We start from the raw sequence: 26,690 nt of genomic DNA on the forward strand, positions 1-26,690 counted from the left end.
ACACATCGTCGATTCATAAGTGCACAATTCGCATCAGCAGGCAAATAGACATGACGGATAGTTCACACGTCACGAAGGATTCAAAGCAGTCGTACAAAGAACTGCATGACGAAGTCGCCGACATGCTTCTCGGTCCAGACTCGCCAGGGCGGGGATCCACCGAATTCGACGAGTTGATCGCTGAACACGACCGTTTGCAGTCACGCCAAGCCGCGTTGCGGGTACTCGATGCGAAGCTGGTCGAGGTTTTGCCCGGATTGGAAAAAGCAGAAGCACAGCTCACAGCAGCGGAGAAACAACTTGCGGCCGAAAAGAAGAAGCTCGCGGGATTCGCGGGCGAACTCGGCAAGGCGGCTTTTGCTAGTCTTCGAGCCGGTGAGCTACCCGACAATCCGTTGTTCGCCGATCGAAAAGCGTTGCAGTCGCAAATCGAAACGCTGCAACGGCAGAAGGCCGAGCTAGTGGCGGGCGAAAATGCGGGCATGATGGAGAAGGCAAAGATCCAGGCTCAGCAATTGAAGCTTGCAGGTCAGATCAAGGTTGAGGAACTCAAGATCGGTTCCGCCGATCGTGCCCTCGGCACGGCACTGCTGATATCTAAAGAAAAACCGGCGATTCGATGTGACCAGACGGAGGAAGTGCTGAAGGCCATCGCTAGCCAGCGAAAGCAAGTCGCGGCGGCACGCGAGAACGTTAAGCAAGTCGAGCAGACCGTGGGCGATCATAGGGCATACGCTGCGAAAGAGCTTGATCGCTCCAGAATCGGAGACGCAGCCACTCTAAAGGTGGAACTGAGAGATGTTCGGAAGGAAAGTCAGCAGAACCAAAAGGTAATCCACAAGGCACGCCAGTCGACCGTCGACGCAGCTCTCAAGAGACACACGTTAGATAAAGATCTCCTGGTCAGTGAGAAGCTTCGCGAACTAGACGCCCTCGCGGAATCATCGGCGGCAACGACCCCGCAAGCCATCGAGCTGATTCAGACAGTCTACTCGCGTTGGCAAACACTGCCGAGAAATATGCAAATTGGTATCGCCTCTGTTCCAATTGTCACATTGACGCTCTTAATAGCAGTTGGATATTTCCGAAGCGGGTCCAGCAACCAATTCGTTGAAACCATGGGGGATGCCAGTTCATTCCGCATTGTCGAGCAGATTGAAGATGCAAGTACATCTTCGCAGGTCGACGGTGCTCGCGGCGACCACACCCCTGCTTCCCTCAATAGAACACCTGTCACACCTGGCGTTGCAAAATGGGCTAAATGGCCCAAGCCTGATGAGATTGTTGCTGAAATGGGATCACTAACGTTGCTACAAGCAACAAAACCTGTAAATCATGGGTTTACAGTCTTGCAGCAGATTTCTGACGGAGTCTACGAGATACAGATCGAGCTTCCGCTTCAATCAAAAGGGCGTGCCGTGTTGTCGACAGTGACAACCACTTTTGAAAGCGAAGGTAGAGCCGTCTTACCGCTGACATACTCCGGAACCCAATCATATAGTTTGGAGAACGGCTTCCAACGTCAAATCCGGGTCTTCCGCGAAGCTGCCGGCCTTTCTCCGAATGAAGCCGCGATTCGAGAAAGAGAATACTTCGACGAAATGAAAGACCTTCGACGATTGCTCACATGCTCGTCCATTCACTTCAACGTTCCCATCACTTCTGAATGGAAAGACTTTCATGCGGCTGTCGGAGCCGAAAAATGGGAACAGAGGATATCAGACGACTCTGTTTACCTTAGCAAACGCACGAAAGATTACTTCTCTATAGAGGTTTCGAGTGCTTATCAAGAAACCAAGGAAGCAATGGAGAGCAACTACTCACCGGTTCATCATGCTGCTCAAAAGAGAGATCTATTGACGCTGAGTGCACTAGCCAGTTTCGGTGAGAGTCTTTCCGAACTGGGCGAAGTGGGAAGCCCGCCTCTGCATGTTGCGTTCGAGTCTTACTTGCAACAGTGTCAGTTTGATTCCAAATTCGACATTCGACAACTCGACACCTTTTTTGATTTCTTCAAACGCAACGGAGTTGACTTAAGGCAGCTTGACAATTCAGGAAGGAGCTTAGTTCACATTACTGCCATGGACGACACGTTCGCGAGTGGGGAAAAACACAAGAGTCACTTCGCCAATTTGAGATTATTGCTTCAGTCTCTCCGGAAGAGCGGTTTCAACCTTAAAGCCACGGACAAAAGCGGGGATGGGGCACTTCAGTTGGTGCTTGCGACTTTCCTCTCAAAGTCAACTGGCACGCGGAAAGATCGACCAATTAGCACGATGGCATTTGTCGCCAAGCAATTTGAACAGGTGTTAGACTGCTTCCTCGCAGAGGGGGCAGAACTCTCTTTAGTGAGTGCTCAAGGAAATAACTTAATCCACAGTGTTTGCGATGCAGCGGATGTGGAATTGCTCAAGGTTGTGCTCAACAAGAAACTTGACGTCAATCAAAAAAACAAATCCGGTGACACACCGCTGCTAATGTTATGCAAGCATTGGGGAGCTGTAGATGATCGCGACCGGAGCCTAATTGAACAGTCTGTGGTGCTGCTGCTAGAAAGAGACGCAAACAAGCTGATTAAGGACTCAGCAGGCCATTTCGCGGCATTCCATTTGGGCGATTCACTTCGGCACCTATTGCTGGTTGAAAAGCATGATGTCCCCATTAAGCTTGAGGAGTGGGAGACTTTCCTTGTCGCTGGACGCGACGTCTTCTTTGCCGGCACTGCCAGCGGATTCGACCATCAGATCGCTGTAATAACGGACTCCGGGGAAATTCTGAAGACTGTCGCACTTGACGAGTTGTCTGGACCGGTTGCGGTCCATCTTAACGCGGATGGTAGCAAACTGCGTCTGTCTGACAGCGGACTTTTGTCGTCATCTAGAGGAGGCCGAGCGATTTCGGAAACTGAAGACCGGCTCTCCTTGACGTTATGGGAGGTCTCAAATGGGGGCAACGTCGAGTCAAAGACGATCCGTTTCAGCACGGAAAATCTTTTCCCGGACAAACGCGTTTTGGACAAGAGCTCGACGATCTTTTCAGCTTCAGGATTAATTCGCTATGAACGCGTGCACACATCAGATGGAGGAGATTCTTCGACCGCCCTCGTTGGTTACAGCGACAGTGGACGCGAGCTTTGGCGGGATGACCTGTCGCTGCTTTCCAAGATTTCTTTCCTAGCGGACGAGTTAATCCAAATTGTGGAACCGAAGAGTGGGACGGCGACGCTCCAGCACGAGGGTAAAAAGGTGGCGAGCTTTGACCTCTCGGCGATTGGTACAGCTGCGTATATACCGACTAATGTGGCGATTACTAAGGCGAATGCGATTGTTGTTCGCACTGATCAGTCGGTTGTGATTATTGGTAGCGACGGTGAAATCGCAGGTCGCATACCTGTGGGATACGGTCCAGACTCAACCTTTAATGTGTTTGACGATCTGGCAATCGTCGGAAACAGAGGCAGTGATGTCTACTGCATTGACACGCGTACTGCAAAGACGCTGTGGAAAGCGAGTGGTCTTCGAGTTGACATGGGACTGCAACAAAGCAGCGACGGCGAGTGGTTTTGGATTTCGGGTTCTGAATTAGTTCGGTATTCATCGAGTGGAATATTGATTGGGAAATGCTTGCTCCCCAGTTTCAAGGGGGCATCGTCTTCGCTGCCGACATATTGTTGGCTGGGAGAATCTAAGCTCGGTTTTTTAAGCGTGACTGAAGAAGGATACGCTGATCCAAAATTGTCGCTGAATCTAAATATTCTCGACATAATCGAGTGGTAGGCAGCCGACTCTGCTAACACCTAAAAAAAGACCTGCAGCCCCAACTGGACAGCAGGCCTCGAATCCCCCCTATCCTCGCCACGCAGCACACTGACTGCGGTAGCCGCAATCGATGCACTGCATGGGGGGCGGATAGAAATGGCCGGCCTCAATGGCCGACCGCAATGGCCGACCGCACGTTCTCAACTGCTCGCTTCGTGCGATCGAGCTTTGCTTCGTTTGGGCACGAGTCCAATTTCGATTCTGCGTGTCTACCTTGGAGCGGTGTTTTTTTGGTTTCGACGTGATCCCCTCGTGATCAGTCTACGCAGCAGGGGCGAGGCAGCTTTCCTCGACACCACAACGCTGAACCGGGAGCCTCGCGTTGGAGGAGGCTTTCTGTGGGGGCGCACCGGCGTCCACAAGTTAGCTGGCGTGTTACGCACCCTCGATAGGAATAGGGTGAAACGCAGCAGGAGATACCTGCCGCATAACCTCAGAACGCCCATACAGGATTGGAATTTGGATCATGAACAAAGCAAACGTGCAAACCGCGATCGTGGAACAAAAAAGGAAGCTCGCAAGAAAAAAGATCAGTGAAGATGATCTCTGGGAGCTGGAACACGAATTTAATGAGTATTTCGGCGAGATGACGAACGTTCAACGAGTTGCACTACTCAAGCGGTTCTGGCAGTTGGACCATGAAGTAACCATCGTCGATAGAAGCACAAATTGCTTTTACAGTAGTTCGCCACTCCTCAGAGCATTCACAATATCGCATGAACACTTGATTCGGCAATGCCAACTTGAACGTGGCGTGAGTCTCGATTCCTCCAAAAAGGTTGCGGACGCGGCAGACGAATTGAAGCATGAAATCGCCTCAGTAATCAAGAAATACAGAGGGGAAGTGAGAGCCGATGGCAAACCAGTTCTCAAGTACGAAGGCAAAACCGAACCGAAATTCTTCTTTTTCGGATTTCAACCAGGTCTTGCCAGCGATGATCACTTAATCGGAATGTTCTTTTCCGAAGCGGATCGAGAAAAGGCAGATCGATACATTGTCCAGAAATTGGAAAGTTGGGGGGTGCGGACGGAACCGCTGGCCGAGGAGCGAACCTTACACGCTAGGCGTTTATGGTTTTGGGAAAGACATTTCGATCGTAAGCAATTTCGGAGAGACTTCCGGAAACTATCTCACGAAGAGCGACTAGATGTGATTGAAGAGCTAAACACTAAGGGAATCGACTTCAAGTTTACGGACCCAAGTACGTTTGAGTGTTACCAGTCATGCTGGAGCAACCAGGGTGCCCTGCGGAATTCCCGCTGTTTCTCTTACGATTTTGATCTTGGTTATCGTCCCAAGAATGGTAGTCGATCCGATCTGCCGGAGCACTTTCCCACCGCTAGCGAGCGGCGTAAAGAAATTGACGAAATAGAAAGAACACTTCTGCATGTGATTGCGAAGCATGGCGGCCTTATTACGGGCATCGAACGTGACGTCTATAAAGCAGTTGTCAGTCTAGAACAGTCAGAAAAATTCCCGGTCAGTGGAGAAATTCACGCACGCTTCCCTGACTATCAAGCGAGACGCGATGCTTCGAGTGAAATCCATGAGCGACTCGCAGTCGCGGGCATCCAGTTTTCTGTCGAAGAGGATGAGGAGCTGTCGATTGACGAACAAATCGCTAAGACCAACTCAGAGCTCGACGACAAACGAAAAACTCTCGATCGGGGGTGGTCGTTGTTGGAAAGCAGGAAGCAATTTCATAGGAAAGAATTAATTCGCATCGAAGAGGACGAGCAAAAGTTGCTCGAAGAGGAGGAACGTTTTACGGAATTCGCGAAAGCCATTTCCGATCGCCTGCAACAGCTAAGCCAGCAACGGGATTCGTCAAGCCACAATGGGAGAGAGCAACGAAAGGAAGCTTGATACACCGTTTACCAGGCATCGCTCAAATTGATGGCACTGAGTAAGAGCCAACTATCAAGCCCGCTTCCTTCACTACGAGGGGATGCGGGCCTTTTCATTACCATTTCTCTTCGCCGACGCCCGCATGCGTGTTAGGCCGTCTCGACAGGTGCGTGCGTCAAAACAAGACGTTTTTCATTGGCACAAGTTTCAGTCGCCGTGCGGGATGTATCGGGTGTGTTGGGTCCACCTAGACATGACGAAAATCCCAGTCAGCTGCTTCGGTGTTACTTCCTTGCGATAGGAATGGGTGTTAACGGCGATGGCGGTCCGAAGTTGAACGCCAGGAACGCTGCCGTATTCTACAAACCTAACATAGAAATGGTGTACGATGACACGAAAGAAAAAGAAGAAGCTTTCCGCTCAACAAATGGCTATCTGTCACAATTGCAGTTTGTCGATATCGTGGCGAGAAAATCATGTCGTCCGTCCCGAAGTTTGGGCGGCTGCTGGGATGCTGCCAAGTGACGGTCATTTGCACCGAGCATGTCTTGAGACTCGGCTCAGACGCAAGCTAGAGCTCGCTGATATCTTGGTTATGTATGTCGGGGAAAACTCAGAGGGCATAAAGATGCGGGTGTTGGACCTAGAGGCTTACCTCGAGTTCAACGACGCGATGGGCTATTAATGTTTCTAAATCGTCCTCTAGTTTGGGCCGACGTGGCGGCTTCGGAGACACACGTAACTCATTTGCTGACTGCGGCCTAAGCGTTGTGTCTACTCCTCGGCTAAACGACCCAAACTCGAAGATACTCGGGCACAACGAGTTTCGTATCGAACCTTTCAAATGCAGTTGTGAGCAGCGGGCCAATAGCTAAAAAAAGGCCTACGGTTCTCGATGGGATAGCAGGCCTTTGCTTTCGCACCGAACTCACGACCATCTTAGTATCGGTTAGACTGTGTGACCAAGATCTGCTCTGACTTAGCGTCGACAGGTTGCACTGCCAAAATCTCGGCATGAATGAATCAACATCACGTTATCCCTGGTTCTCAACCCCCAAAATGCACAAGAAAACCGACTTGATCCGCCGCAGCGTACCCGCCGAATGGCTTGAAAGCATACCTGCGTTTCTGAGTTCCATCATTGCCGACCCTGATCTGTTTCCTGAGATTGGGGATAACAGCATCACGGTTTATTACCGAGGCAAAGCCCTGATCCGAGAGTTAACGCTGCGTGATGGCGAAGTTTCCGGATCAATCAGTCTCGATTACATCCCACAAGCACGAACAGAGTCACGTTATGCCAAGGTTGTTCTCGGTGAGTCTGGCTTTGAGTACTCGCCCCATGTTGCTCCGCTCCAGTTGGGCAATTTGGATTCCGAGACGCTTCGGCATTTCAAGGCTCGAATGGATGGCCGTGGAGCTGAAGGGGACGTGATTCATCGGTTAGCCATCCGACCGAGTAATTTGATCGTCGATCAAGAAATCGCATTCCAGGGTCCTGGTGAACGCAGATTCGACAAGATTGATCTCTGTGTTTTCGATCCGGTGGCGAGGGCGTTCTCGTTCGTTGAGGTGAAGACCATTGCTGATGGAAGGCTCTTTGTTTCTTCAACGGGTGAAGTTCCAGAAGTCATCCAGCAGTTGGAGCGGTACAAGGATCGGATTGGGCAGAATAGCAAGGAACTGACCGAAGTGTTCGCGAGGGTCGTCCAGATGAAACGTCGGCTTGGAATGGGAACTCGCCTCGCCGGGACTCCTGAATCTATTCCGATGGCGATCGTTTCGCGACCAGCTTTGATGATCGGGAATTGCTCCGCAGCTCAGGTTCAGTAAATCTTGGCTGGAGAGGGTGCTTGGAAACCATTGATGGCCGCCCTTCCATCGGTTGCTTCAGGCCTAATTCTCTGCGGCGGTACTGGTGGCAATCTGAAACTCGAGTCGTCTAGGCAAACCGTCATCTTCGATTCAAGCACTGCCGAATGATTCCAATCTGAACTGATTGTGTCCCAGCCTTGTCAGCCTGCTGTGGTATTATTGTTGGATTACTGATCTGTGAGGCAATCTATGTTGGAAAAGAAGTGGCAAAGTCCTTGGCTGGGGGATGTCGATCCCGCCACACGAACAGCGGTGGTAACCAGCCAACAGCATCATCGCCATCAGTTGGCAGTGAAGCGAGGGCTTCCGTTTACGGGGGCCTATTACTGGATTCCGATTTCCCAAGATGCTTGGCGGCTCGCGGTTTTTCCAAACGCGTTCTATGTCGGGGGAGAAGCCGGTCATGTGCATGTTTGGGAAGATGTGATCCGAATTCTCGCAGGGTTACATCACCGGAACGCTAGTGAGCTTGTCGAGCAAATCGGGAACTCGCCCTGCGGGTTGCCTCGTGGACGTGTTGTTCGTTTGGGGAGTGGAGATTGGGGCGTCGCACATGGCGGTGATCACCCGAAAGGCAGTTACCTCAAATCAACCGTTTCCGATGCCTTCTGCTTGAACGACGTTCATCCGAGATTCTTCTTCGATGAACACGAGCAAATGCTGCCAGGAGATCGGCATCAAGTCGAACTTTCGACCCGCTCCGGCTTTGATCGAGATAGTGCTTGACACTTTTTTCATCACTTCCATGTCTGACTTCCATTGAAGGCCAGTCAATGAAGAAGTGGGGTGGCTTCCGTGAACTCCTGGAGCAGTTGGAGCTAGCCGACCTGCCCGTTCAGTTTCTGAGCATCAGCGGTGACGATTCGCGTCCGAACGAACTAGCGGTTCAGCCTCTCGATCATCTGCCTTGGTCGATTGACCAAGGTTAGATCTGGATCGTTTGTCCGTCTGTGGAAATTGTCACGTTGTCGAAATGATCCTTGAATGCCTCCGGCTCAAAGCTGTGGATCGGAATGATCGTTTTGGCATTGATTGCTCTGGTGAACTTCACAAGGTCAGACGACAGGGCGTGTCCACTGGTGTGAACATGAATGACTTTGCCTTGGACTTCATTCAGCGACTTTTTGACTTCTTGCCAGTAGGGACGTTGGCTGTAACCATGCCACGTTGAGTAGAGGCAAAGCGTCTTTGACGGAATGCGTCCATTGAAGTCGCCCAGCATGCTCGGCCGGAAAACCATCACGTATTTCTCGGGTGACTCCATGATTTCGGGCATGGTGATTTCCGTATCCCGGGAAATTTCGTTTGCCCGGTTCGTTCCCCGCTGATTGATTTTCTCTTTTAGGGAATCCGGGAAGTAGACTCGTCCGCTCCTCGTTTTGAGCGGGTTGTTCAGCTTGGCATCGAAACTAATTAGGTGGAGGACAAAAGCGGTATAAGCGTCTGCTACGAATGTCCGCCCTGCTTCTCTGGCTGCACGGATGAACGATCGGAGTCGATCGATGTTTTGCGGTGAGAAGGACGCAAGCACCAGGCTAGGGGCAGCTTTGACCTGTTCGATAATCTCCGCTTCCAGTTCACCCTCTGTGGCTTCACTCCCATTGTCGAACCCGAAGTGCGTTCCTTCGACGATAATGGCATCCAACTTGATGCCATTGAACTTCTGAATGATCTGCGTGTGTTCGCCCTGCCGCCGTCCGTGCAGTCGCAGGTCGCCGGTATAGAGAATGCGCTTCCCGTCGGCTTCGATCAGAAAGGCAAGGCAACCATGGATGGAATGATCGACTGGAAATGCCGTCACGACCATGTCGCCGATCACGACCGCTTGTTTCGGCTTGATTTCTCGGGATCGATCTCTGGGAAGTTCTTGCTGGTTCGCGTACACGCTTCCGGCCAACATCATCTTGCTGGTTCCCTTGCTGGCATAAACAGGAATGGAAGGGGTGGTGTGTCGCAACAGCCCAACATGGTCCAGATGAGCGTGCGAAAGCAAAATAGCATCGGGTGAGCTGTCACCTGAGAACAGACCAGGAACCTTGGGGATGATTCCGTTGGCCTTAAGCTCCGCACTCGTCATCCGTCCCAGGGAGAATCCGTCGTGTGCTTGCCCCTGTTCATCGAATAACGGCATCCCGACGTCCAGGATGATTCGAGTCGTACCGGATTGAACTTCGATGCAATTGCCGCCGACTTCTTTGCTTCCCCTGTAGATCGTCAATTGCATTGTTTGTCTAGTTCTTTCGTGTTCAGTGTGGAAGGTTTGAATCTGAAAATGACTCCCGGAGAACCGATTGTTGTCTCTCGCTTGACGTTGGCCGTCACCCCTTCGGTTGCCAGTCTGACCAGCTTAGTGGCCACGGCCTGAATTTAATCAGTGTGTGATCACGGCCGGAAGCTGGCGGGATTGCACCAACAAGCTTCCCTAGGTGGGAACAGCCTGTCTCCGGGAGTCATAATCACCACGATACCGGACGACTCTGCCACAGTTGGGTCAGTGCCAAACAAATCGAGCAAATGTTCTTCAATTGGCTAGGCATTGACTCGGCGAAGCCCCGACTGGCCTCCGTACGAAATCAGTTGATTTGGCGGCGAGCCAGGATCATCAGAAAGATTGCGGTAAGAATGAAGGCTGTGATTCCTACCGACCACCAGTGTATGGTCGATTGACGTTCGATCTCGAACAGAATCATAAAGGGGGTGACAATAACCGATGCGATGCTCAGAGGTATGAATAGCGAAAGAAGGATCACGAACAGTCCGACGCCATAATTGCCGCTGTCGGGTTCACGCAGTGGTCGGTCGCACATTTTTTTGTTGCCCAATAGAGGAAGGAATTCAGGGATTCATCCGCCGGTTGCTGCGTCTCGCCGTGCAGTCTCCGGATAAGGGGAGGAGAGCTAGGGGCTTTCATCGCCGTTTGCTTCTTGCCCATCCGTGGATAAATGGCTCGACATCGCATGGCTCACTGCCGTATTTTTCCAGCCAGTTCTGAAGCTCGCAGACTCTGTCGAGAAAGGCGTTCTGATTCTGCCATGGGCAATAACTTACGGTCGGTGGCACATGGCCGAGTTGGATCTTCGGCAACATCGTGCACTGACAAACCTGCATGACCCGAATGAAGTTTTCGATTGCTCCATTCGAAAGACCCAACCTCCAGAATCTTGGCTCCGCCGTCTTCTCGATCGACTCACTGAAATTCAGCGTCTCGAACAGAAGCCGGTAGGTGAAAAAGATCTCGTCGAACCGCAGTGGTGAACGGACTGTCATCAGCGATGCCTCGATAGGAATGCGAATGCTGACGTTTTACCTCCAGGAACTGACCAACATGGGTCAGAGTCGCCGTGGGAAATCGGGGTTTTGAAATACCGCCTGGGCGTCCGGCTTGGATCCCTCGCTTCTAAAATTTGGCTGCGTTTGTCCGACCCGAACAGCTTGGGGCAGGCCTATTTCGGTTTCGCCAAATTCATTTCGAGTCCTGCGTTCAACGAACGGATGATTTCGTTTCGCAATTCTTCCGGTTGAACGATTTTGACCTTCCCCGTCCAACCGAGAATCCAGTGCCCGATTTCTTCAAGGCCATCCACAGTGAACTTCAACGTTACACTGCCATCCCGATGCTTCTTCTGCGTCTGGGTGTGATGCCACGTGGTTTCCACAATCGTGCTGGCTATGGAAGCATCAAAACGAAGTTCCACGTCGTAGCTCTTTCCTCCTCGGTAAACCGACCAAGCGTTGCCAAAGTATTTCCGAAGATCGAACTTCTCGGGACGGTCGGCAACAGCCTCCGTTTGCCGCAGGCTCTTAAATCGAGCGGCACGGAAGGTCTTCGCCTCCTTCTCTCCGTCGATGTGTCCGATCACATACCAGGCCTGCTTGACCAAGCAGAGTCGATACGGGTGCAAGGTAAGCTTGACGGGGGATTCTTCGTAGGGTGATTCGTAAACCCCAGTGACTTGATTCAAATCCAGCAGTGCGAGTTGGATCGTCTTCAGGATTTCCCGATGTTGACTGTGGTCGGCCAGCTTCAGGTCGAAAACGTCGACCAAGCTAATGACGTCCGCGATGATTTGTTTCGATTCCTCTTTCGATACGGAAGCCAGACGAGTCGTGGTCGGTGTCGCACCAAGACCGATGTCGAGTCCTGGGGCTTGGGTGATTGCCGTCGCAACCGCTTGCCCAAGTACCTCGTCGTCCGTCAGTGCGAGGGTTGGGAATCGGAAGTCGGATCGAACTCGGTAGCACCGCTCCTCTTCACTGAAGTAAAACGGAACCCCGCAAAACTCCAACACATTCAGATCCCGGTGAATCGTCCGATTGGAACAACCCAGTTCCTTGGCGATGGCACTGACATTCCACCGCCCTCGCGACTGGATGAGGTTCAGGACGTGAAGAACTCGGGCGATCCGTAGATTTTGCCGAACCCTTCGATCTCCATCCGGACGTTTCGGAATGTTTTTCTTCGGTCCTGATTTTTTTGCCATTCCAAACCTCAATCCTTAGACTTTGCTTGCCCTCGAGTGCGACGCTTCTCGCCAATTGACAACCAGTGCATGTCAAAGATGGAGCTGACAGATTGGGCTGCCCCACGGTTGTCGCGAGACTCCGGTAACCTGGGCGTTTGTTTATCTCCGGAGGATACATGATCACGAAACCTACCGCTAACGGTCGCATCATTGCGATCGGAGACATCCACGGACATGCTCTTGCCTTACGAGCCTTGACCCGAGTTATCCAGCCGTCACAAGACGACGTGATTGTGACTCTGGGTGACTATGTTAACCGTGGTCCAGATTCGAAAGGAGTCATTGAGTGTCTGATCGAACTGCAGGAACGCTGCGAGCTCGTTCCGATCCTTAGGTAACCACGATGAAATGCTCCTCGACGCACGGAATGACCGGTATGCCTATGACCGGTTCGTGATGAGTGGTGGCAAAGGGACGGTCGATTCCTACGGAAACCGAAAGCTCGATGGCATTCCGGCAAGCCACTGGAGGTTCCTGGAAACTTGCCTGGATTACTACGAAACCGCTCACTTCCTCTTCACGCACGCGAATTTTTGCAGCTACACGCCGTTGCAACATCAGCTTTCATCCGTGCTGAGATGGACTGGCATCGACGAGATGGAAATCTGCGATCACCGGAGTGGCAAGGTTGCTATCGTCGGGCACGCGGCTGCCAACGAGATACGAGACCACGGAACCTGCGTTTGCATTGACACGGGCTGCGGCTTCGGAGGCGTTCTGACGGCGTACGAACCAGCAACCAAAACGATTTGGCAAGTTACAGAAGGTGGAGAGATTGTTGTCAGGAACGAACGACAATGAGATCAAGCAAGCCCAAAACCACCGCTCCGCATCGAGATTGTTGCTGGGGAGATATTGAATTTTCTTGGTGATTGGTGATCCTGAAAAACTGAAATTTCGGCGGTCACCAGGCTGCTGGATGATGGAGGCTTCGGGCGTTGGCTCGTACAATGTCGGACTGGCGAATTGGCAGAAGGCTGTCTTGCGGGAGCAAACCAACGAGTCGGTACCGAATTCGAAGCCTGGACTAGTAGCGATGGAGTGCCGCCATCAGCTTTAACAAGCAGCTCTCACACTACTGTGTCAGAAAAAGCTTTGCGAACAACATAGATTGACACGCTCTTGTCGCGGCCTGAATTGGCACCAGTACCAAGTTTCCCGAAATTAAATCATTGATTTGCAAAGGACCATAGACATGCCGCTTTTTGACAGATTTGACGAAATCGTTGATTGTTGGTTGAACATGGACGACACCTGGGACGGCACCGCATCTCGCTACCGAAGCATGACAAGCCTCCTCAGACTGTGTGACCAAAATGAAGGAATCGGCGACGGAGGTAAGCTGTTACGGAAGCTATATGCAAGGTTGGAAACGAATTGGGACGGCGAACCGTCCCGAGGAGCTGAAAATTGGCGGCACACCCAAAATCTGGATCTCGGTGACAATCCGAGTCTAGAGGTCTCTCTTCAAAGAAGGTATATGCAGAGTGTGAATGACAACAGGTGGGCGAACGAAGTTCCAGTTGCATCCGGCGTAGCGGGTACGGGCCCTGATTCGGTGGACTTCGTGCATAGATCGGACGCAACGTATTCAATGATCGAGCTAAAATGGCCTAGACCGGACGGTGCAAGCGAGACGCCGTTGAAAGCTGCAATCCAGGTTCTGCGGTATGGACTCGCCTACATCTTTTCACGAGATAATGCGGAAACACTTAGCTACAACCCTGAGATAAAGCCAATTTTGGGTGCGTCTCAAGTCCATTTGAGAGTGCTTGCTCCGAAACACTTTTATAAGCGTTTCCTCGCCCCAAATTGTTGGCTCGAGAGATTCGAGAAAGTGCTCGACATGGGTATCAGGAACTTAGCAGGAGAAACTGTCAAAATGAGTTTTGCTTTTGAGCAGTTTCCTGAAAGATTTTCCTGGAATCCTGAAGATTGTTCTGATGATGCAGGAAGACGTGCGGTAGTGAACGCCTTTCAGAATCGAAATCGACTATTTTCGGAAGCTTGATTCGGATGCCATGTCGTTTGCTGGCTTGATAATGACAATATTTCTTGTGCTTCGAGGCTCAGGGCAAGCGAAAGCCAATATCTAAAAAAAGGGCCTGCGGTCCTAAATGGGACGGTACGCCTTTCGCTTTTGCCGCTGCCCCAATCACGCAACACACCGGTTGCGACTACCGCAACCGTGGCACTGCGTGAGTGGAGTCGGGCTGAAGTGCTGACGGTGACTGAGATGCTCCCGCTCCGGTGGCGGAGCGACCTCAATCAGGCCCGCGACTCGACCAGTCCACGTTTGAGCTCGTCGATTAGTGTGCTGGCTTCGCGAAGCGACAGGTCTTCGATACGGTCGACGTTGAACCGTTTGTGGACCAGACTTGCGGGATCGACTCGTTGTCGCCTGGCAATCGCGAAGATGGCCCGAACTTGGCTCTGAGTGGCCGTTCCAACGTCGCGAGCCGTGCTCTGGCCATTGCCGCTGTGTTGGGCGTGTCCGTTGTGATGGGGTGTGCTGTTAGGCTTGCCGTTGCTTTGCGGGGAAGAAGAGTAGGCCGATTGCTGTACGAGTTGGTCATTGACCGCTTGGCGGCATGCGGCGAATGCACCAGCGACCTTCCGATGAAACCCTTCCAGGTCGTTGTCGATCAGCGAACGGTCAATCTCGAACTCGACGTGACAGCTTGCACAAAGCGAACCGTAGTCGGGGAGGCCGACATTCTTCTGCAGGCCGACGGAAAGTGTGAGTGCCATGTTGAATATCTCCTGAATGGAAGTGATGGAAATGAAAAGCCACGCCCTCAACCGAACGAGGACGTGGCTAGAAAGGGATGTCCGTTTACACGAAGTGACGGACGCGTCCTTGAGAGACGAACGCCAAGTTGCGTTGGAGTTCGAGCTCATCCCAGTCGATCATCTGCGGCTGCAGATTGTCGGGCTCGGGGTCGAATGCGACTTCAAACGGATCTGCCACGCTGAAGCCACGTTGGCGAATCGCTCGGACATCATCGCCGGTCGCCTCGGCCACCAGTTGATCAAGTTGCATTTGCGTCATAGCGTTTGCTCAAAAGAGAAAGAGGAAACGCCGCCCCGAAGTGGAGCGGCGAAGGAATCACCGCCCCGACGTTGGGGCACAGACGAAAAAAGAGGCCTGCGTTCAGCGAGCCCGAGTGAGCCAGTGAGCTTCAAGCCACTGGCGTTCAGCCGTCAGAGCAGTACTGCGGCTGGGGAACGGTCCCAGAACCGGACCGTTGACAGGAGACAGGTCAGCAGTCCACTGCCCCGTTTCGGTTGGCTCAACATGACTGCCGCGAGCGATCGCCAATGAGCCGAGTTGCGGCAGTTCCAGTTCTTCGCCGTAGAGGCAATGAACGGTTCCGCCTTGTTGAATTACCAATTGCATGACGCCCTCCTTTAGCGAGGCCGCCGCTGGATATTGCGGCGAGGGCGGTCGACAAGCAATTGGTCTAGTCCAGCTTGCACGGCAACCATTCGAGTGGAAACACTCTGGCGAAGTTGCTCGCTCGTTCGCAATTCTTGGGGTCCGATTCCATTGACTGCCGCTCGGGCCTGACTGACCAGTTGGTCGAGTTGTTCGTTTGAGCCGATGTTGAGTGATCGGAATCGATCGAAGAATTCGTTCAGGTTCGTCACCGCCGTGTCGCGAAATACTTTCGGCTTGCCGTCCTCTTGGCCAGCGATCCGCTCGGTCAAGTGCTCGACGAGCTTCGCGAGTTCTTCCAAGAACGCTTGCTCGGCAAGCTCGACAGCCTCGACGAAGCGAGACTGCACGCGGCGACATTCCGACTCGTAGACTTCCGGGTTGAGTTGCCGTAAATAGTTGGGCGGCTCGACAGCCGGAAAGTCGTGCGTGATCGCGAATTCATCGACCAGAGTTGCCGGGTAATCGCTCACATCGAACAGGTCGCCGAGTCGGACACGGGCGGCTTCACGCATTTCAGCGAAATGCAGGTCGAGCTCGGAAACGGCAATAGCCAGCTCATCGCGAAACACTTCCATCTGCTTGTTAAAGTCACCGATGATCTCACGTTTGATGAGCCGCAATCCCGGTTCGGGATAGGGCAGCGATACTGTTTTCCAGTACGACACCGCTCGCGATCGAACCGACGTGACCGCTTTGAATACGGGGTGGGTCGTGTCGATCAGTTTCTTCGACGCCGACAGATACTTCGACTCAGCGTCGAAGGAATCGGCGGCCTGAGTCTTCTGCTCCGACGTCAACGATTTGCGAACACCCAACCAGTTGAAACTCAACCGGGCCGCAGCCATGGTCGAGCGAAGTCGATCACTCGCCGACGTCGAGGCCAGCGAGCGAGGTTCATCCAACACACTTGTCATCTTGAATCTCCTATGAAATAGAAAAAGCCGGACGGCATCCCACATGAGGACACCGTCCGGCTAGGTGTAAAATCTGGATGTTAGAAAAAGTCTCAGTTGTTCGACGGTTCGCGGTTGACTCGGCGACGAGTCTTGGGCGTCCCGTTGGTCTGCTGATAGATGCCTGAGCGACTGGCCGACAGACACCGACCGCTTGCCCAGGTCCGAAGACGATCCATGGCCTCGGACGCAGTGACGGCGACGGGCACCACGTTTTGAGAAGCCAGCTTCAGTGAAAGATCCAACAGTGCCGACAGACGACAACAGGACTTGATCTCGGCACCCGTCCAGTTCGTGTCATCGGGAATGCTCTGCGAGGGATCAATTCCATAGAGATCCCGATAGATCTTCCAAATCGCGTCCTTCTCTTCACGACTGGGGAGATCGAGAAAGAACACACCGTCAAAGCGTTCGCTACGACTGAACTCCGGTGGCAACTTGGAAACGTCGTTCGCTGTACAAACCACGAACACATCCGACTCGTGGTCATTGAGCCACGATAAGAACGTGCCGAACATCCTTGAAGCGACTCCGGAATCGCCACTGCCGTTCATCCCTGCGAATGCTTTTTCCACTTCGTCGATCATCGCAATGCAGGGAGCCATCGCATCGATCACCCGCAAAGCCTGGCGAGTGCGTTCCTCCGACTGCCCGACAAGCGAACCCATCAGGCTGCCGACGTCGAGATTAAGCACGGGCCGTCCGACTTCTTTGCCAAGGGCTTTGCAGAACTGCGACTTGCCGCAGCCCGGCGGTGACAGCAACAGTACACCACGCGGTCGATTCAGTGAGTTGTCGCGGTGATGCTGTAGCATGGCCCGCTTGCAGAACGCCTTGAGGGCCGACAGGCCTCCGAGGCCGCTAAAGTCCGAGTCGCCGCGATACAGCGAAAGCAAACCACTTTTCTTTAGCGTTTGGGTTTTCATTTCCCAGACGGCATCCGATGTGATCCTTTCTCGGCGGACGAGCGACAAACTGAAAGCGTTCTCGGCCTCCATTCGAGTCAGCCCCGCCGCCGCATCGAGGATGGGCTGCAGCTCCGAGTCTTCCGGCAGTTCGCCCTCTTCCGTAGCAATACCACGAGCAATCTCGTGGAGTTCCTGGCGGTTTGGCAGATCGTGTTCCATCACAACGATCATCTTCTCCAGCTCCGTTGGGATCTGCACCACCGGCGAAAGCACGACCACGATCGTGCGGTTCTGCTTTCCGTTGATAATCTGACGCGATAGTGCCTGGACTACTTCAGCCGACTGCAGGAACCGATGGAAGTTTTGCAGAACGAGAATCGCCGTGCCGTCGGGCGTGGCCAATGCGTTGATGGATCGAATCGCCGACAACGGATCATTGCCGCTGGCATCCTGCTCTGTTTGACCTGGTGCGTTTAAACCGGATTCAATGTCCCAGGTTGCCAGTTGCCATTGCTGGTCGAGGCAGAGCTGGGCAATTTCAGTGAGGGCATCTTGGTGTTCGTGGGATTCAATCCAGATGCCTGTAAAGCATGCTCTCACGTATTCGGAGAGACGGTTGGTGAGTTTCAAATTCGATCTCCTGGTTAGTGACGTTGTTGATAGGATTGCTGCTGACTTGCCTGTTGATGGAACTCAGCTGTCAGCTCTTCGCCAGTTTGCCTGCCCAGTGCCTGTTCGATGAACCGGCTGGCCTGACGGCAGTCGCTACCGACAAAGCCCTTGGTCTGAACGTGCGTTTGCCCCGTCGGCGTAACGACGATTTCGATGGTCTTGCTCATGCAACACCTCCGACCGAAACAGTCAATTTGATGGAGCCGTCGGCGAGTGACTGCTCCGTCACGGTGTGCCCCTTCTTGCGAGCTTCGAGCTTCGCCTTCTCGACGGCGTAGCCCTGGAGAAATCCATCCAGATGTTTGGTGTCTCCCCAGCGGCCTTCGTAGTTGTCGTATGCGATCTTTGCGGTATTAACGTCGCAGACAACCGGAAACCTCCACTGCGGCAATCGCACGGCCCAGCCGATCGCTGATGTGCTGAACAATCTAAATTCACCGAAGACAGGCCCCGGCACCTTTAATCGTTGACACGCCGCACGAATGGCGACGGGATCACGGACTTCGGTTTTGATTTCCACGATATGACTCATGGGTTTGTTCTCCTTATGGTTGCATGATGGTTTAGAATGGCGGCTCGACGTCAGCAGTCGATTCACCGGCAAGCAATGCGTGGTGGGCTTCCTCTTCGTTCTGAGTCAGCTTGTCCGGACGCAGACGTGGATTGGGGAGAAGTCGCGGCTCTTCACTGGTCAGCTCCAGCGTGAGCAGCTCGGCAACAGCGGCATGATCCGGTTCCTGCGATTGCATTTGACGAATCACGAACACGGAAACGAACAGAGGCAACAGACAGGCAATCACCATTCCGAAGTTCTGAATCACGGCCGCAACGATGGGATCCCGATCGCGTTGATCAGCAATCTCGCGACGATCCTGTTCCAGCCGATCATGGCCTTTGTAAATGGCCGACTGTTGTTCGTTGAACTGAGTCGTCAGTTCTTGTTGGGCCGCAATCAACTCGCGACGAGCTTCGGCGTCGTGTTCGACCAATTCTTTTGCAGCTTCAGCGAGTTGATGGCTTTCTTCGACAACTGCTTGCGACTGATCAGCCATACGACCATTCTGCTTGATCTGCTCCGTCATCGTTTGCTGAGCGAATTCGGCAAGCCGTTCATCAGGTGATCTACCGCATCCAGCGATTGCTGCCAGAACTAGCACTGCCGCGAACATCGCGACGCTGCGGAGGTGATTCATCTGCTTCATGGGTATTTCTCCAATGGGTAAAGACTCGGGCCAGGAGCGACTGCAGAGCACGCCGCAGTCGAAACTCTCTGACCCAGCCAAGGGTGAGTAGCACGACCAGCACGCTGCTGGCCGCAATCAAAGCTGTGGCCATACGGACCTCCCTTTGCAAAAGGATCTGGAAACGAAAAAAGCCCCGCCCACCGAGCATCTCGTGATGAGATGACCGGAAGACGGGGCTGTGGGCTCGAATTTGGAGTGCTGGAAGAGCTAAGTTTTCCCTAGTAATAGTGACACCGATCGGCCAATGATTTAGGCCTTTCGGTCACGTGTTTCCTCGGTAAATCACGCTGTTTTCACCGCCTTAGGCCAAGGCGGCAGAAACGCATGTTACGCACCCTCGATAGGTATGGGTGTAACGCAAAACGAAGTCATGAGAACGAAACCGCAAACCATCTCAACAAGGAACCACAAATGTCCCGCTTCACCGCAAATCTGAACCGAACTGACTTCCGTTCTATTGGCCGCACAATTGGTGCTCTATTCCTGATGACACTGCTTGTCGGCTGCGGAAGTGAGTCAAGCACTTCGACGGTTGGATCAGACGCCTCTGAACGGCAGCACGCGGAACCACGAGAGCTGATCGCCTTCACGACAGCGATCCACAATTACTCAAACACTGTATCGATTGACCAGTAGACACCTCCATCACCGTCAAACGCCCCAAAAACTTTAAATTCAACAGTCACGACATCCATAACAAGGGACCTAAAATGAAACTCTTCGCTCTCCCCTTTATCTTTGCTGGCCTGATCGCCTCCGCTGGTGGAATTGCTACGTATATCGAACTTAACTGGAACAGCAGCGATTCCAAAGTCGTCGTGGACAGCACGCCGACGATTGAACGAATCACCGAGATTGGTGATTTGTGCGTCCTGAAAATCCATACTTCGGACATGCTAACCGCTAAGTCGAACTCGCTGAAAGCATCCTGGATGATCACAGGTGATGCATTGATCTCGCTTGATCTCACAAAAGTCCGACTTGATCAGGCGGATCAAGTCGCCAAGGCTCTGGTTCTCGAAATGCCAGCTCTGAAAGTTCTGTCTCCTCGCGTCAACCATGAAAAGACCAAGCACTGGGAAACCGAGAGTGTCTGTTGGCACGATGGGTGGTTCACTCGTGACAAGCTCGGGAAGAACTCTCACCTGCACGAGATGGCGATGAAAGAGGCTCAAAAGGTCGTTGCCCAAGTGAGCCAAAGTCCGGAGTACATGGCTGATGCAAGGGAGTCAGCTGAGCGTATCGTCACGGCACTTTACGCGGGGACGGGTTATACGGTCAGCTTCCAATGGCCTGATGAACGAACGAATGCTGAATCCGCAGCCACCGATACTCTACTGACATCCTTGAATCGCGAACATCGCTGATTCCACTGAGAATGCTTCCGCCGCTGGGATTCTGACTCGTATGACGAAAGCACGGGTCCCAAAAAAAACCGAAAAAAACAGCTCGCCGCGGTCGCTGGCAAACTCAGCACTTCGCTAACAACGAGAGTGCTGAAAAACGCATCTGCCGCATCATCAGAACAAGAGCGATTCAAATTTGTCAACGAGCTTGAACGTATCACAGAACTTTAGATCTCTGAAGGTTCTGAACCGATTTCAACTCACACCTTACCGGCGACTGACTTGAGCAGCCAGGCGGTAGCAACAGCGACGGGATCGAATGAGGGCCACTGGTCGTCGCTCCGCTACTTCCACCGGCTATCGACACGACAGCAATGATCTGTCCGATCGTCGTCGACGATCGGACCACCGGATGTGCCCCCAATGATGTTCTCGTCAGCTTCCAACCAAGCGAATGGCTCGTCGGAGAATCTTGTCATTTGCCCACTCACCCAGGTCCGAGGTGCGTCATGATCTCACACCTGATCGACTCGTCTAGCTGCCATGGATGCCGACGAATTTTGATTGGGACGACATCCTCGAAGAAGCTTACGAATTCCGAGTGACGCTCGCTGAGCTCTTGTCTATCGCAGGGACTAATTAATACGAAGTCGGAGCACGTATCAATGCACACAGGCGAGCACCAAATGGGCTCGCCCTCAGATCGATCAATGTCATAGATCGTGTAAGTTCTCTGTGCGATCCCACCATCTGTACCAAACTTCAGGCAGTGTGCCGCTGTGAGATTGTATCCGTTGCCAATTTGCACGCCCTGGCCGCCTTCGTCTGGTTCCATACCTTCCGAACGCACCAGAACAGTGGCCAATTCAATTTGTTTGCGTGTCTTCTCGTCCATTTATTGTTCCCCAGATTCACGGACCTTCCCGTGCACACGATAGTGACACGCTGAAACCCTTTTTCTATAGCAATTAAAGAGGAATCAGGGTTACTTTTGGCGATTGAGCCCGACTTGGCTACCCTTTGAAGTCGACTGATTGGTTGTAGCGTCCCGATCTACAGTCCGAAGCTCAGCCAAGAGCATCTCTTATGCTCCACTAGTGAGTCGTACCCAGAACTGCAGCAATTCAATCAGCTCATCGGTTAATGGGATCCCCGACAGGTCCCCCCAGCGTGCAATTTGTGGTTTCGTCCCGGTTTCCACCGAGTGGCTGAACCATCACTGGGTGTGGAACGAAAGCAGCACCGCTCGCCAAGACCGAATGGCTGGGCTTTGACTGTGAAAAGGATGGGCTGGAAGAGCTGAAGGTCTTCACCTACTCGCAACAACACCGAATTGCCCAGGATTTAGGTCTTCGCAATGATGCACTGGTGATCACCTGTCGCCACCGCGAACCAGGTCGCAAGCGAACTCAACCGAAGTGATGGGGGGAAGAGATTCCGACGTCGTCGTCGGCGAAAAATGAGCGTCCGGAAGAGGTCCAATTAGTCGCGTAGATTGGGCCCTCTGCAGGTCCAATTAGAAAATTGGCCTCTCCGTAAATCCTTTGTTTTCATTGGTTTACGACTTCGCATTTCGAGCCCCGCCGCCTCCACTAAAAAACTGCTTGCCGAGCTTTGGCAGGCGGCTTTTTTCTTTGCTGTCGGCAGCGGTTTCCGGGGCTCTTCGGTCCCGAAGGGATCGAAGATGGTTGCCGGAGGTCGTCGCGAAGCAGCGCACCTCCGGCATGCCGGCCCCCTTCTCGCAGAACAATCCCGGGGGGAGCGCGGAACGCATGCGACCTCCGCGGTGGCCTGCGATCACAACGCGAGGAATGAGTGTATCGACGTGGAACGATGCGAAAGCACGTTTGCTGGGGCTTGGAAAACACCGTGCCAGCTCGTGCCTGCTATTTCGCGTCAACACAAACACGGATTGGCCCTGCATTCTGTGTCGGGCAATTGTTTGGATCGGGAGTCCCACGATAAACTGACATCGAACACTTAGGCGTTTGTGTCGATTTCGACGGTGCTGCAACCGTTGATTACATTTTGGAACTGGGGCCGATGATCCTGCGACTTTCTCAAAAACTGAACACGAAGATCAAAACAGGGAAGTTGGTCGAGATGCCGCTGGATGAAAATCCCTACGCCGATTGGTCGTGTCATCTCTTCACCGCTGATCGCACCCAGTACATCATCTTGACGAATACGGCTTCGTTCTATTCGTGTCTTATGAACGGCCGTGGAATCACGGACGGCAGCACCTTTGTAGCGCAAGCTTTGGACGCGATTCGGGATTTTGCGACCGGCGACGGCAAGCAAACTGTTTACCGGAAATATATCGCTCCATCGAACGGGACGATCAGCTTCGCCAAAGCTCTAAACCGCTCCGTCACTGGATCGATGAGTGACCACATCCATGCGGCCAAGTTCATGCTCGAAGACGATATGGCGCTGAGCGAAATTGGTAATCGCTTGAATGAGACGCCGATGTCCGCACTAAACGGCCCCGATGGGCGGAAGTACGGCTTTCCCAAAGTCGTGTTTTCGAAGCTCGTGGATCAGATCGGCGATGATTGACCAATAGATCGATGACCGTTAGCGAATTGTCGTCCGTGGATTGGCGATCTCGCTGGTCCTGACTATCGCTGAGATCGTTCACGGCATCCATAGGGCCATTGCCCTTCTTTCGTCTATTGGCGAATTCGGCTTGTATCAGATTGGCGTGGGCACCTGGTTCGGTGATCAACCTTGCGATTGCCAACGTAACAATATGGTGGGGCGGGGCCAATCCACTGCCTGCACAGCTGCTGGTGGGCTCGAGCTGGCTGGTTTTAACTGTGGTGTTCGGAGTCTTGTGTGGGCGGTTCGTGGTGGGATTGTCTTGGGACCCGATTGCTTCAGACTACGACGTGGTGAACCGTGTGCTGATGCCGTTGGTGCAGCTGTTTCACGTTTGTCGGCTTGACGCCCGGGGCTATTCAGTGTTGCAGGATGGATTTGATTTCCATCGGTTTGGTGACAAGACGCCTTAGGGTGATGTGATCGCGTTATGACCTTTCGACCGAACCAGTGTCAGCGTGGCATTTCGAAGAGCTGCGAGGTTTTGGGGAATCGCGGCGGTTCGAGCTCGACACTTGTCTTCGCCCATCGCAACGTCGCGACCCCAGTGAAGGCGATTCTCGATTCCCCAATGACCTCGAACGAACTTTAGAAGATCGCGTGCATCAGTACGCTCGCGATCAACGCTGGTGATCGCATAGCTGATTTCCGTCTGGCGTACGCCACCGAGAATGCGAGTCCGCGTGAGGCGAATCGCTTGCGCAAAGCCGGGCCAGTCGACGTGGCCGACAAGACGGTTGCTGGTTTCGATCCCGCGGATCTCCACGCGACCATGCCCTTTGTCGACCGTGCGGTGAACCTCAAGCTGCTGTTGCCGAACGTGTTCGCTGCAGGGGGGAGCGGCCAGACCTGAATTCCGACTCAATGGTCTCCTTCAGCTCTGGTTGATTGTCTTTCACAGCGACCAGGTAATCCCCCCCAGAATCGGTAATATGTCTGCAGATATCCCGCTGGCAAATCACTGCGTCGGACGTCACCATTCGTCCCTCCAAGACAACGCTGCGCAAAAGCTGAATCGCCGACGTGTGTTCATTGGTATGACCTAGTATGTCTGCCTGAGTGATCACGCCGCCAGCATGGTAGCTAAAGAATGGCGTCGTCCCTTTTGCCCGCGATAGTCGGGAATTGTTGCCAAGATGGCCAGCAAACTCCCAGCAACGGGAACTTTCACAGTCGTCTCTCCGTAGGTTGAATACAACTCCATCAACCTCGACGGAGAATACGACGCAGCAAGTCCCACAAATTGAAACACTGAATAGCCCTCATTTGCCCTGCTGGCCGACCGGCAAACGGCTTGGTTTCGTGTTATGATGGAGGCTCGTCCCGCCTCGCGTCCCCTGCGGCGTCCCCCTCCCATTACACGTAAACGTTGGCCCAGATCAGCATGAAATACGTGCACTTTCGCTATTCAGATCGTCGCATGACCATCGCGTTGCTCGGCTTGTTGCTCGGCGGTATCCCCGCACTCTCGGCGGCGGATGTCGAGTTCAATCGCGATGTCCGGCCGATTCTGGCAGAGTACTGTTATGCCTGCCACGGGTTTGACGAAGCGGCGCGCGAAGCCGATCTGCGGTTAGACACGTTTGCCGGTGCTACCGGTGCCGATGGCGGTTCGACAGCGATCACTCCCGGCGATCCCGATGACAGCGAGTTGATGCTTCGTGTTTTGTCGGACGATCCCGACACCGTGATGCCGCCCCGCGAGTCGGGCAAACAACTGACCGCCGCTCAAAAGCAGACGCTCCGCAACTGGATAGCCCAAGGGGCGACCTACGATCAACACTGGGCCTTCGCTCCGCCGCACCGCAGTTCTTTACCCGAACCGTCGGCCAGCCAACATCCGGTCGACAGTTTTATTCGGTCGCGTTTAACCGATGCTGGGCTCACGCCATCGGAGCGCGCGACTCCCGAGACTCTCATTCGGCGGATCAGTTTAGATCTGATCGGACTGCCGCCAACGCCCGCCGAAGTCGATGCGTTTGTCTCGGCGGCCGACAAAGATTTTGATGCCGCTTATCGCGACCTTGTCGAACGCTTGCTGGCCAGTCCTCACTACGGAGAACGCTGGGGCCGCTGGTGGCTCGACCAAGCAAGGTACGCCGACAGCAACGGTTACTCGATCGACGCCCCACGACAGATCTGGAGTTACCGCGACTGGGTGATCGATGCGATCAATAACGACATGCCCTTCGACACCTTCACGATCGAGCAATTGGCCGGGGACCTGTTGCCCAATGCGACGCAGGACCAGAAGATCGCTACCGGTTTCCATCGCAACACGCAATTGAATCAAGAGGGTGGGATCGACAAGGAACAGTTCCGCGTCGACAGCGTCTTTGATCGCGTCGCGACGACCGGAACCGTTTGGCTGGGACTGACCGTTGGATGTGCCCAATGCCACGACCACAAGTTCGATCCGATCACGCAGGTCGAATATTACCAGATGTTTGCGTTCCTCAATAACCAAGACGAACCGACGCTCAAGCTGGACGATAAGCGGACGACGCTGGTAATGAAGGAGCGAGCCAAACCGCGAAAAACCACCGTCCTGATCAAAGGAGACTTCACCCGTCCCGATGCGGAAGTTTCCCCCGGAACGTTATCGATCCTGCATCCGATGCAGACCGGTGACCGAATTGCCAATCGGCTCGATCTAGCCCGCTGGATCATGAGTCCCGAAAACCCGCTGACCGCGCGTGTGATCGTCAATCGGATCTGGCAACATTATTTTGGCCGCGGTTTGTCGGAGATCGACAACGACTTCGGCTTGCAAGGAAGTTCGCCGTCGCATCCGCAGCTGTTAGATTGGTTGGCGATCGAATTCGTCGAACGCGGCTGGAGCCTGAAAGAGATGCATCGCTTGATCGTCACCAGCGAGACCTATCAACAGGCTTCGCGTCGACGCGAGGATCTCGACCAAACCGATCCGCACAACTACCTTCTGGGCCGCCAGCAGCGATTGCGGTTGGATGCGGAGATCGTCCGCGACGTGGCACTTGTGGCCAGCGGATTGTTGTCGCCCACGCTAGGCGGTCCGCCCGTCTATCCGCCGATTCCCGATGGGATCATGGGGCAGGGGCAGGTGAAGCGGTCTTGGCGGACCAGCAAGGGTGAGGACCGGTATCGCCGCGGAATCTATACGTTTAAGTTCCGCGCCACGCCGCCGCCATCGCTGAACGTTTTCGACGCTCCCGATGGTCTCAGCAGTTGCACGCGTCGTATCCGCAGCAACACCCCGCTGCAAGCGCTGACGCTGATGAACGATCCGGCATTCTTCGAATTTGCCACGGCACTCGAAAAGATCATCCAACGCGATGGTCTGCAGGCAGCCTTCCGCCGTTGTACTTCGCGATCGGCATCGCCCGATGAGCTTGCGATCTTGGAACGCTTGGACACGCTCGGTGCAGCGCGAGCGATGTTGAATCTGGACGAAACGATCACTCGCGAATAGATCCGCCA

General features: G+C 53.5%; 28 protein-coding genes. 12 read left to right on the forward strand and 16 right to left on the reverse strand.

All coding sequences use genetic code 11. From position 1 onward, the window contains the following. Positions 1–50: 50 nt before the first annotated feature. From EC9_RS14080 to EC9_RS26555, 5 genes are all read left to right on the forward strand, one after another. Positions 51–3,776: a hypothetical protein gene (locus tag EC9_RS14080; protein WP_145346189.1), complete on the forward strand. Its 3,726-nt coding sequence runs from the start codon at positions 51–53 to the stop codon at positions 3,774–3,776. Between the two features lie 508 nt (positions 3,777–4,284). After that, complete coding sequence (locus EC9_RS14085; RefSeq protein ID WP_145346191.1) at positions 4,285–5,685, forward strand: hypothetical protein; 1,401 nt, start codon at positions 4,285–4,287, stop codon at positions 5,683–5,685. A 996-nt stretch (positions 5,686–6,681) separates the two neighbouring features. After that, a complete protein-coding gene (locus EC9_RS14090; RefSeq protein ID WP_145346193.1) occupies positions 6,682–7,500 on the forward strand; it encodes a hypothetical protein in 819 nt (272 codons plus the stop codon). Positions 7,501–7,731: 231 nt separating this feature from the next. Beyond that, positions 7,732–8,268, forward strand: coding sequence for a hypothetical protein (locus tag EC9_RS14095; protein ID WP_145346195.1), 537 nt, complete (start codon positions 7,732–7,734; stop codon positions 8,266–8,268). A gap of 47 nt (positions 8,269–8,315) precedes the next feature. Beyond that, entirely contained in the window at positions 8,316–8,471 is a 156-nt protein-coding gene (locus EC9_RS26555; protein WP_218934134.1) for a hypothetical protein, read from the forward strand. On the opposite strand, the gene EC9_RS14100 is transcribed toward EC9_RS26555, so the two are convergent. The 4 genes from EC9_RS14100 to EC9_RS14115 form a co-directional block, all read right to left on the reverse strand. After that, on the reverse strand, positions 8,468–9,766 hold the full coding sequence (locus tag EC9_RS14100; protein ID WP_145346197.1) for an MBL fold metallo-hydrolase: 1,299 nt from the start codon (positions 9,764–9,766) through the stop codon (positions 8,468–8,470). The genes EC9_RS26555 and EC9_RS14100 overlap by 4 nt on opposite strands. A 349-nt stretch (positions 9,767–10,115) precedes the next feature. Then, positions 10,116–10,349, reverse strand: coding sequence for a hypothetical protein (locus EC9_RS14105; RefSeq protein WP_218934135.1), 234 nt, complete (start codon positions 10,347–10,349; stop codon positions 10,116–10,118). A 100-nt stretch (positions 10,350–10,449) separates the two neighbouring features. After that, a complete protein-coding gene (locus EC9_RS14110) occupies positions 10,450–10,809 on the reverse strand; it encodes a hypothetical protein (RefSeq protein WP_145346201.1) in 360 nt (119 codons plus the stop codon). 176 nt (positions 10,810–10,985) lie between these two features. Further along, entirely contained in the window at positions 10,986–11,882 is an 897-nt protein-coding gene (locus tag EC9_RS14115) for a helix-turn-helix transcriptional regulator (protein WP_391556725.1), read from the reverse strand. A 299-nt stretch (positions 11,883–12,181) separates the two neighbouring features. Between EC9_RS14115 and EC9_RS27315 the strand changes: the two genes are divergently transcribed. Beyond that, entirely contained in the window at positions 12,182–12,403 is a 222-nt protein-coding gene (locus tag EC9_RS27315; RefSeq protein ID WP_145346205.1) for a metallophosphoesterase, read from the forward strand. Here EC9_RS27315 and EC9_RS14125 read toward each other — a convergent pair. Together EC9_RS14125 and EC9_RS14130 are read right to left on the reverse strand one after the other, a co-directional pair. Beyond that, entirely contained in the window at positions 12,396–12,623 is a 228-nt protein-coding gene (locus EC9_RS14125) for a hypothetical protein (RefSeq protein WP_145346207.1), read from the reverse strand. The two genes, EC9_RS27315 and EC9_RS14125, sit on opposite strands and share 8 nt — an antisense overlap. A gap of 6 nt (positions 12,624–12,629) precedes the next feature. After that, positions 12,630–13,016, reverse strand: a complete 387-nt coding sequence (locus tag EC9_RS14130) for a hypothetical protein (protein ID WP_145346209.1) — start codon at positions 13,014–13,016, stop codon at positions 12,630–12,632. A gap of 244 nt (positions 13,017–13,260) precedes the next feature. Here EC9_RS14130 and EC9_RS14135 point away from each other — a divergent pair, with 244 nt between their 5' ends. Then, positions 13,261–14,076 (forward strand): hypothetical protein, encoded by an 816-nt coding sequence (locus tag EC9_RS14135; RefSeq protein ID WP_145346211.1) that lies wholly within the window; start codon positions 13,261–13,263, stop codon positions 14,074–14,076. Between the two features lie 257 nt (positions 14,077–14,333). Here the strand turns inward: EC9_RS14135 and EC9_RS14140 are convergent, their stop codons facing one another. The 8 genes from EC9_RS14140 to EC9_RS14175 all read right to left on the reverse strand — a co-directional run bounded on the left by EC9_RS14140 (position 14,334) and on the right by EC9_RS14175 (position 19,209). Beyond that, positions 14,334–14,816, reverse strand: coding sequence for a hypothetical protein (locus EC9_RS14140; RefSeq protein WP_145346213.1), 483 nt, complete (start codon positions 14,814–14,816; stop codon positions 14,334–14,336). 85 nt (positions 14,817–14,901) lie between these two features. Continuing rightward, a complete protein-coding gene (locus EC9_RS14145) occupies positions 14,902–15,117 on the reverse strand; it encodes a hypothetical protein (RefSeq protein WP_145346215.1) in 216 nt (71 codons plus the stop codon). A gap of 102 nt (positions 15,118–15,219) precedes the next feature. Continuing rightward, positions 15,220–15,465 (reverse strand): hypothetical protein, encoded by a 246-nt coding sequence (locus EC9_RS14150; RefSeq protein ID WP_145346217.1) that lies wholly within the window; start codon positions 15,463–15,465, stop codon positions 15,220–15,222. 11 nt (positions 15,466–15,476) lie between these two features. Next, a complete protein-coding gene (locus tag EC9_RS14155; protein ID WP_145346219.1) occupies positions 15,477–16,421 on the reverse strand; it encodes a hypothetical protein in 945 nt (314 codons plus the stop codon). A 92-nt stretch (positions 16,422–16,513) separates the two neighbouring features. Continuing rightward, positions 16,514–17,998, reverse strand: a complete 1,485-nt coding sequence (locus EC9_RS14160) for an AAA family ATPase (RefSeq protein WP_145346220.1) — start codon at positions 17,996–17,998, stop codon at positions 16,514–16,516. A gap of 14 nt (positions 17,999–18,012) precedes the next feature. Then, positions 18,013–18,207, reverse strand: coding sequence for a DUF2997 domain-containing protein (locus EC9_RS14165; protein ID WP_145346222.1), 195 nt, complete (start codon positions 18,205–18,207; stop codon positions 18,013–18,015). Further along, positions 18,204–18,572 carry a DUF1257 domain-containing protein gene (locus EC9_RS14170; RefSeq protein WP_145346224.1) on the reverse strand — a complete coding sequence of 123 codons (369 nt, stop codon included), beginning with the start codon at positions 18,570–18,572 and terminating at the stop codon, positions 18,204–18,206. Before EC9_RS14170 ends, EC9_RS14165 begins: the two co-directional genes overlap by 4 nt. A 31-nt stretch (positions 18,573–18,603) precedes the next feature. Beyond that, the gene (locus EC9_RS14175) at positions 18,604–19,209 is read right to left on the reverse strand and encodes a hypothetical protein (RefSeq protein ID WP_145346226.1); all 606 of its coding nucleotides are present in this window, start codon (positions 19,207–19,209) and stop codon (positions 18,604–18,606) included. Between the two features lie 785 nt (positions 19,210–19,994). On the opposite strand from EC9_RS14175, the gene EC9_RS14180 reads away from it, so the two are divergent. From EC9_RS14180 to EC9_RS14190, 3 genes are all read left to right on the forward strand, one after another. Then, entirely contained in the window at positions 19,995–20,651 is a 657-nt protein-coding gene (locus tag EC9_RS14180; protein WP_145346228.1) for a DUF4230 domain-containing protein, read from the forward strand. A gap of 2,022 nt (positions 20,652–22,673) precedes the next feature. Continuing rightward, positions 22,674–23,189 (forward strand): DUF6933 domain-containing protein, encoded by a 516-nt coding sequence (locus EC9_RS14185; RefSeq protein WP_391556700.1) that lies wholly within the window; start codon positions 22,674–22,676, stop codon positions 23,187–23,189. 161 nt (positions 23,190–23,350) lie between these two features. Beyond that, positions 23,351–23,644, forward strand: a complete 294-nt coding sequence (locus EC9_RS14190) for a hypothetical protein (RefSeq protein ID WP_145346232.1) — start codon at positions 23,351–23,353, stop codon at positions 23,642–23,644. Here EC9_RS14190 and EC9_RS27320 read toward each other — a convergent pair. Next, positions 23,641–23,997 carry an ISAs1 family transposase gene (locus tag EC9_RS27320; RefSeq protein WP_391556726.1) on the reverse strand — a complete coding sequence of 119 codons (357 nt, stop codon included), beginning with the start codon at positions 23,995–23,997 and terminating at the stop codon, positions 23,641–23,643. The genes EC9_RS14190 and EC9_RS27320 overlap by 4 nt on opposite strands. Between EC9_RS27320 and EC9_RS26980 the strand changes: the two genes are divergently transcribed. Further along, on the forward strand, positions 23,929–24,084 hold the full coding sequence (locus tag EC9_RS26980) for a hypothetical protein (protein WP_246105675.1): 156 nt from the start codon (positions 23,929–23,931) through the stop codon (positions 24,082–24,084). The two genes, EC9_RS27320 and EC9_RS26980, sit on opposite strands and share 69 nt — an antisense overlap. On the opposite strand, the gene EC9_RS27325 is transcribed toward EC9_RS26980, so the two are convergent. Further along, positions 24,032–24,298 (reverse strand): transposase, encoded by a 267-nt coding sequence (locus EC9_RS27325; protein WP_218934137.1) that lies wholly within the window; start codon positions 24,296–24,298, stop codon positions 24,032–24,034. The two genes, EC9_RS26980 and EC9_RS27325, sit on opposite strands and share 53 nt — an antisense overlap. A gap of 353 nt (positions 24,299–24,651) precedes the next feature. On the opposite strand from EC9_RS27325, the gene EC9_RS14205 reads away from it, so the two are divergent. Then, positions 24,652–26,682, forward strand: coding sequence for a PSD1 and planctomycete cytochrome C domain-containing protein (locus tag EC9_RS14205; RefSeq protein WP_145346236.1), 2,031 nt, complete (start codon positions 24,652–24,654; stop codon positions 26,680–26,682). The last annotated feature ends 8 nt before the right edge of the window (positions 26,683–26,690 follow it).

The organism is Rosistilla ulvae, from assembly GCF_007741475.1.
In the GTDB taxonomy this organism is placed as follows: Bacteria; Planctomycetota; Planctomycetia; order Pirellulales; family Pirellulaceae; genus Rosistilla; species Rosistilla ulvae.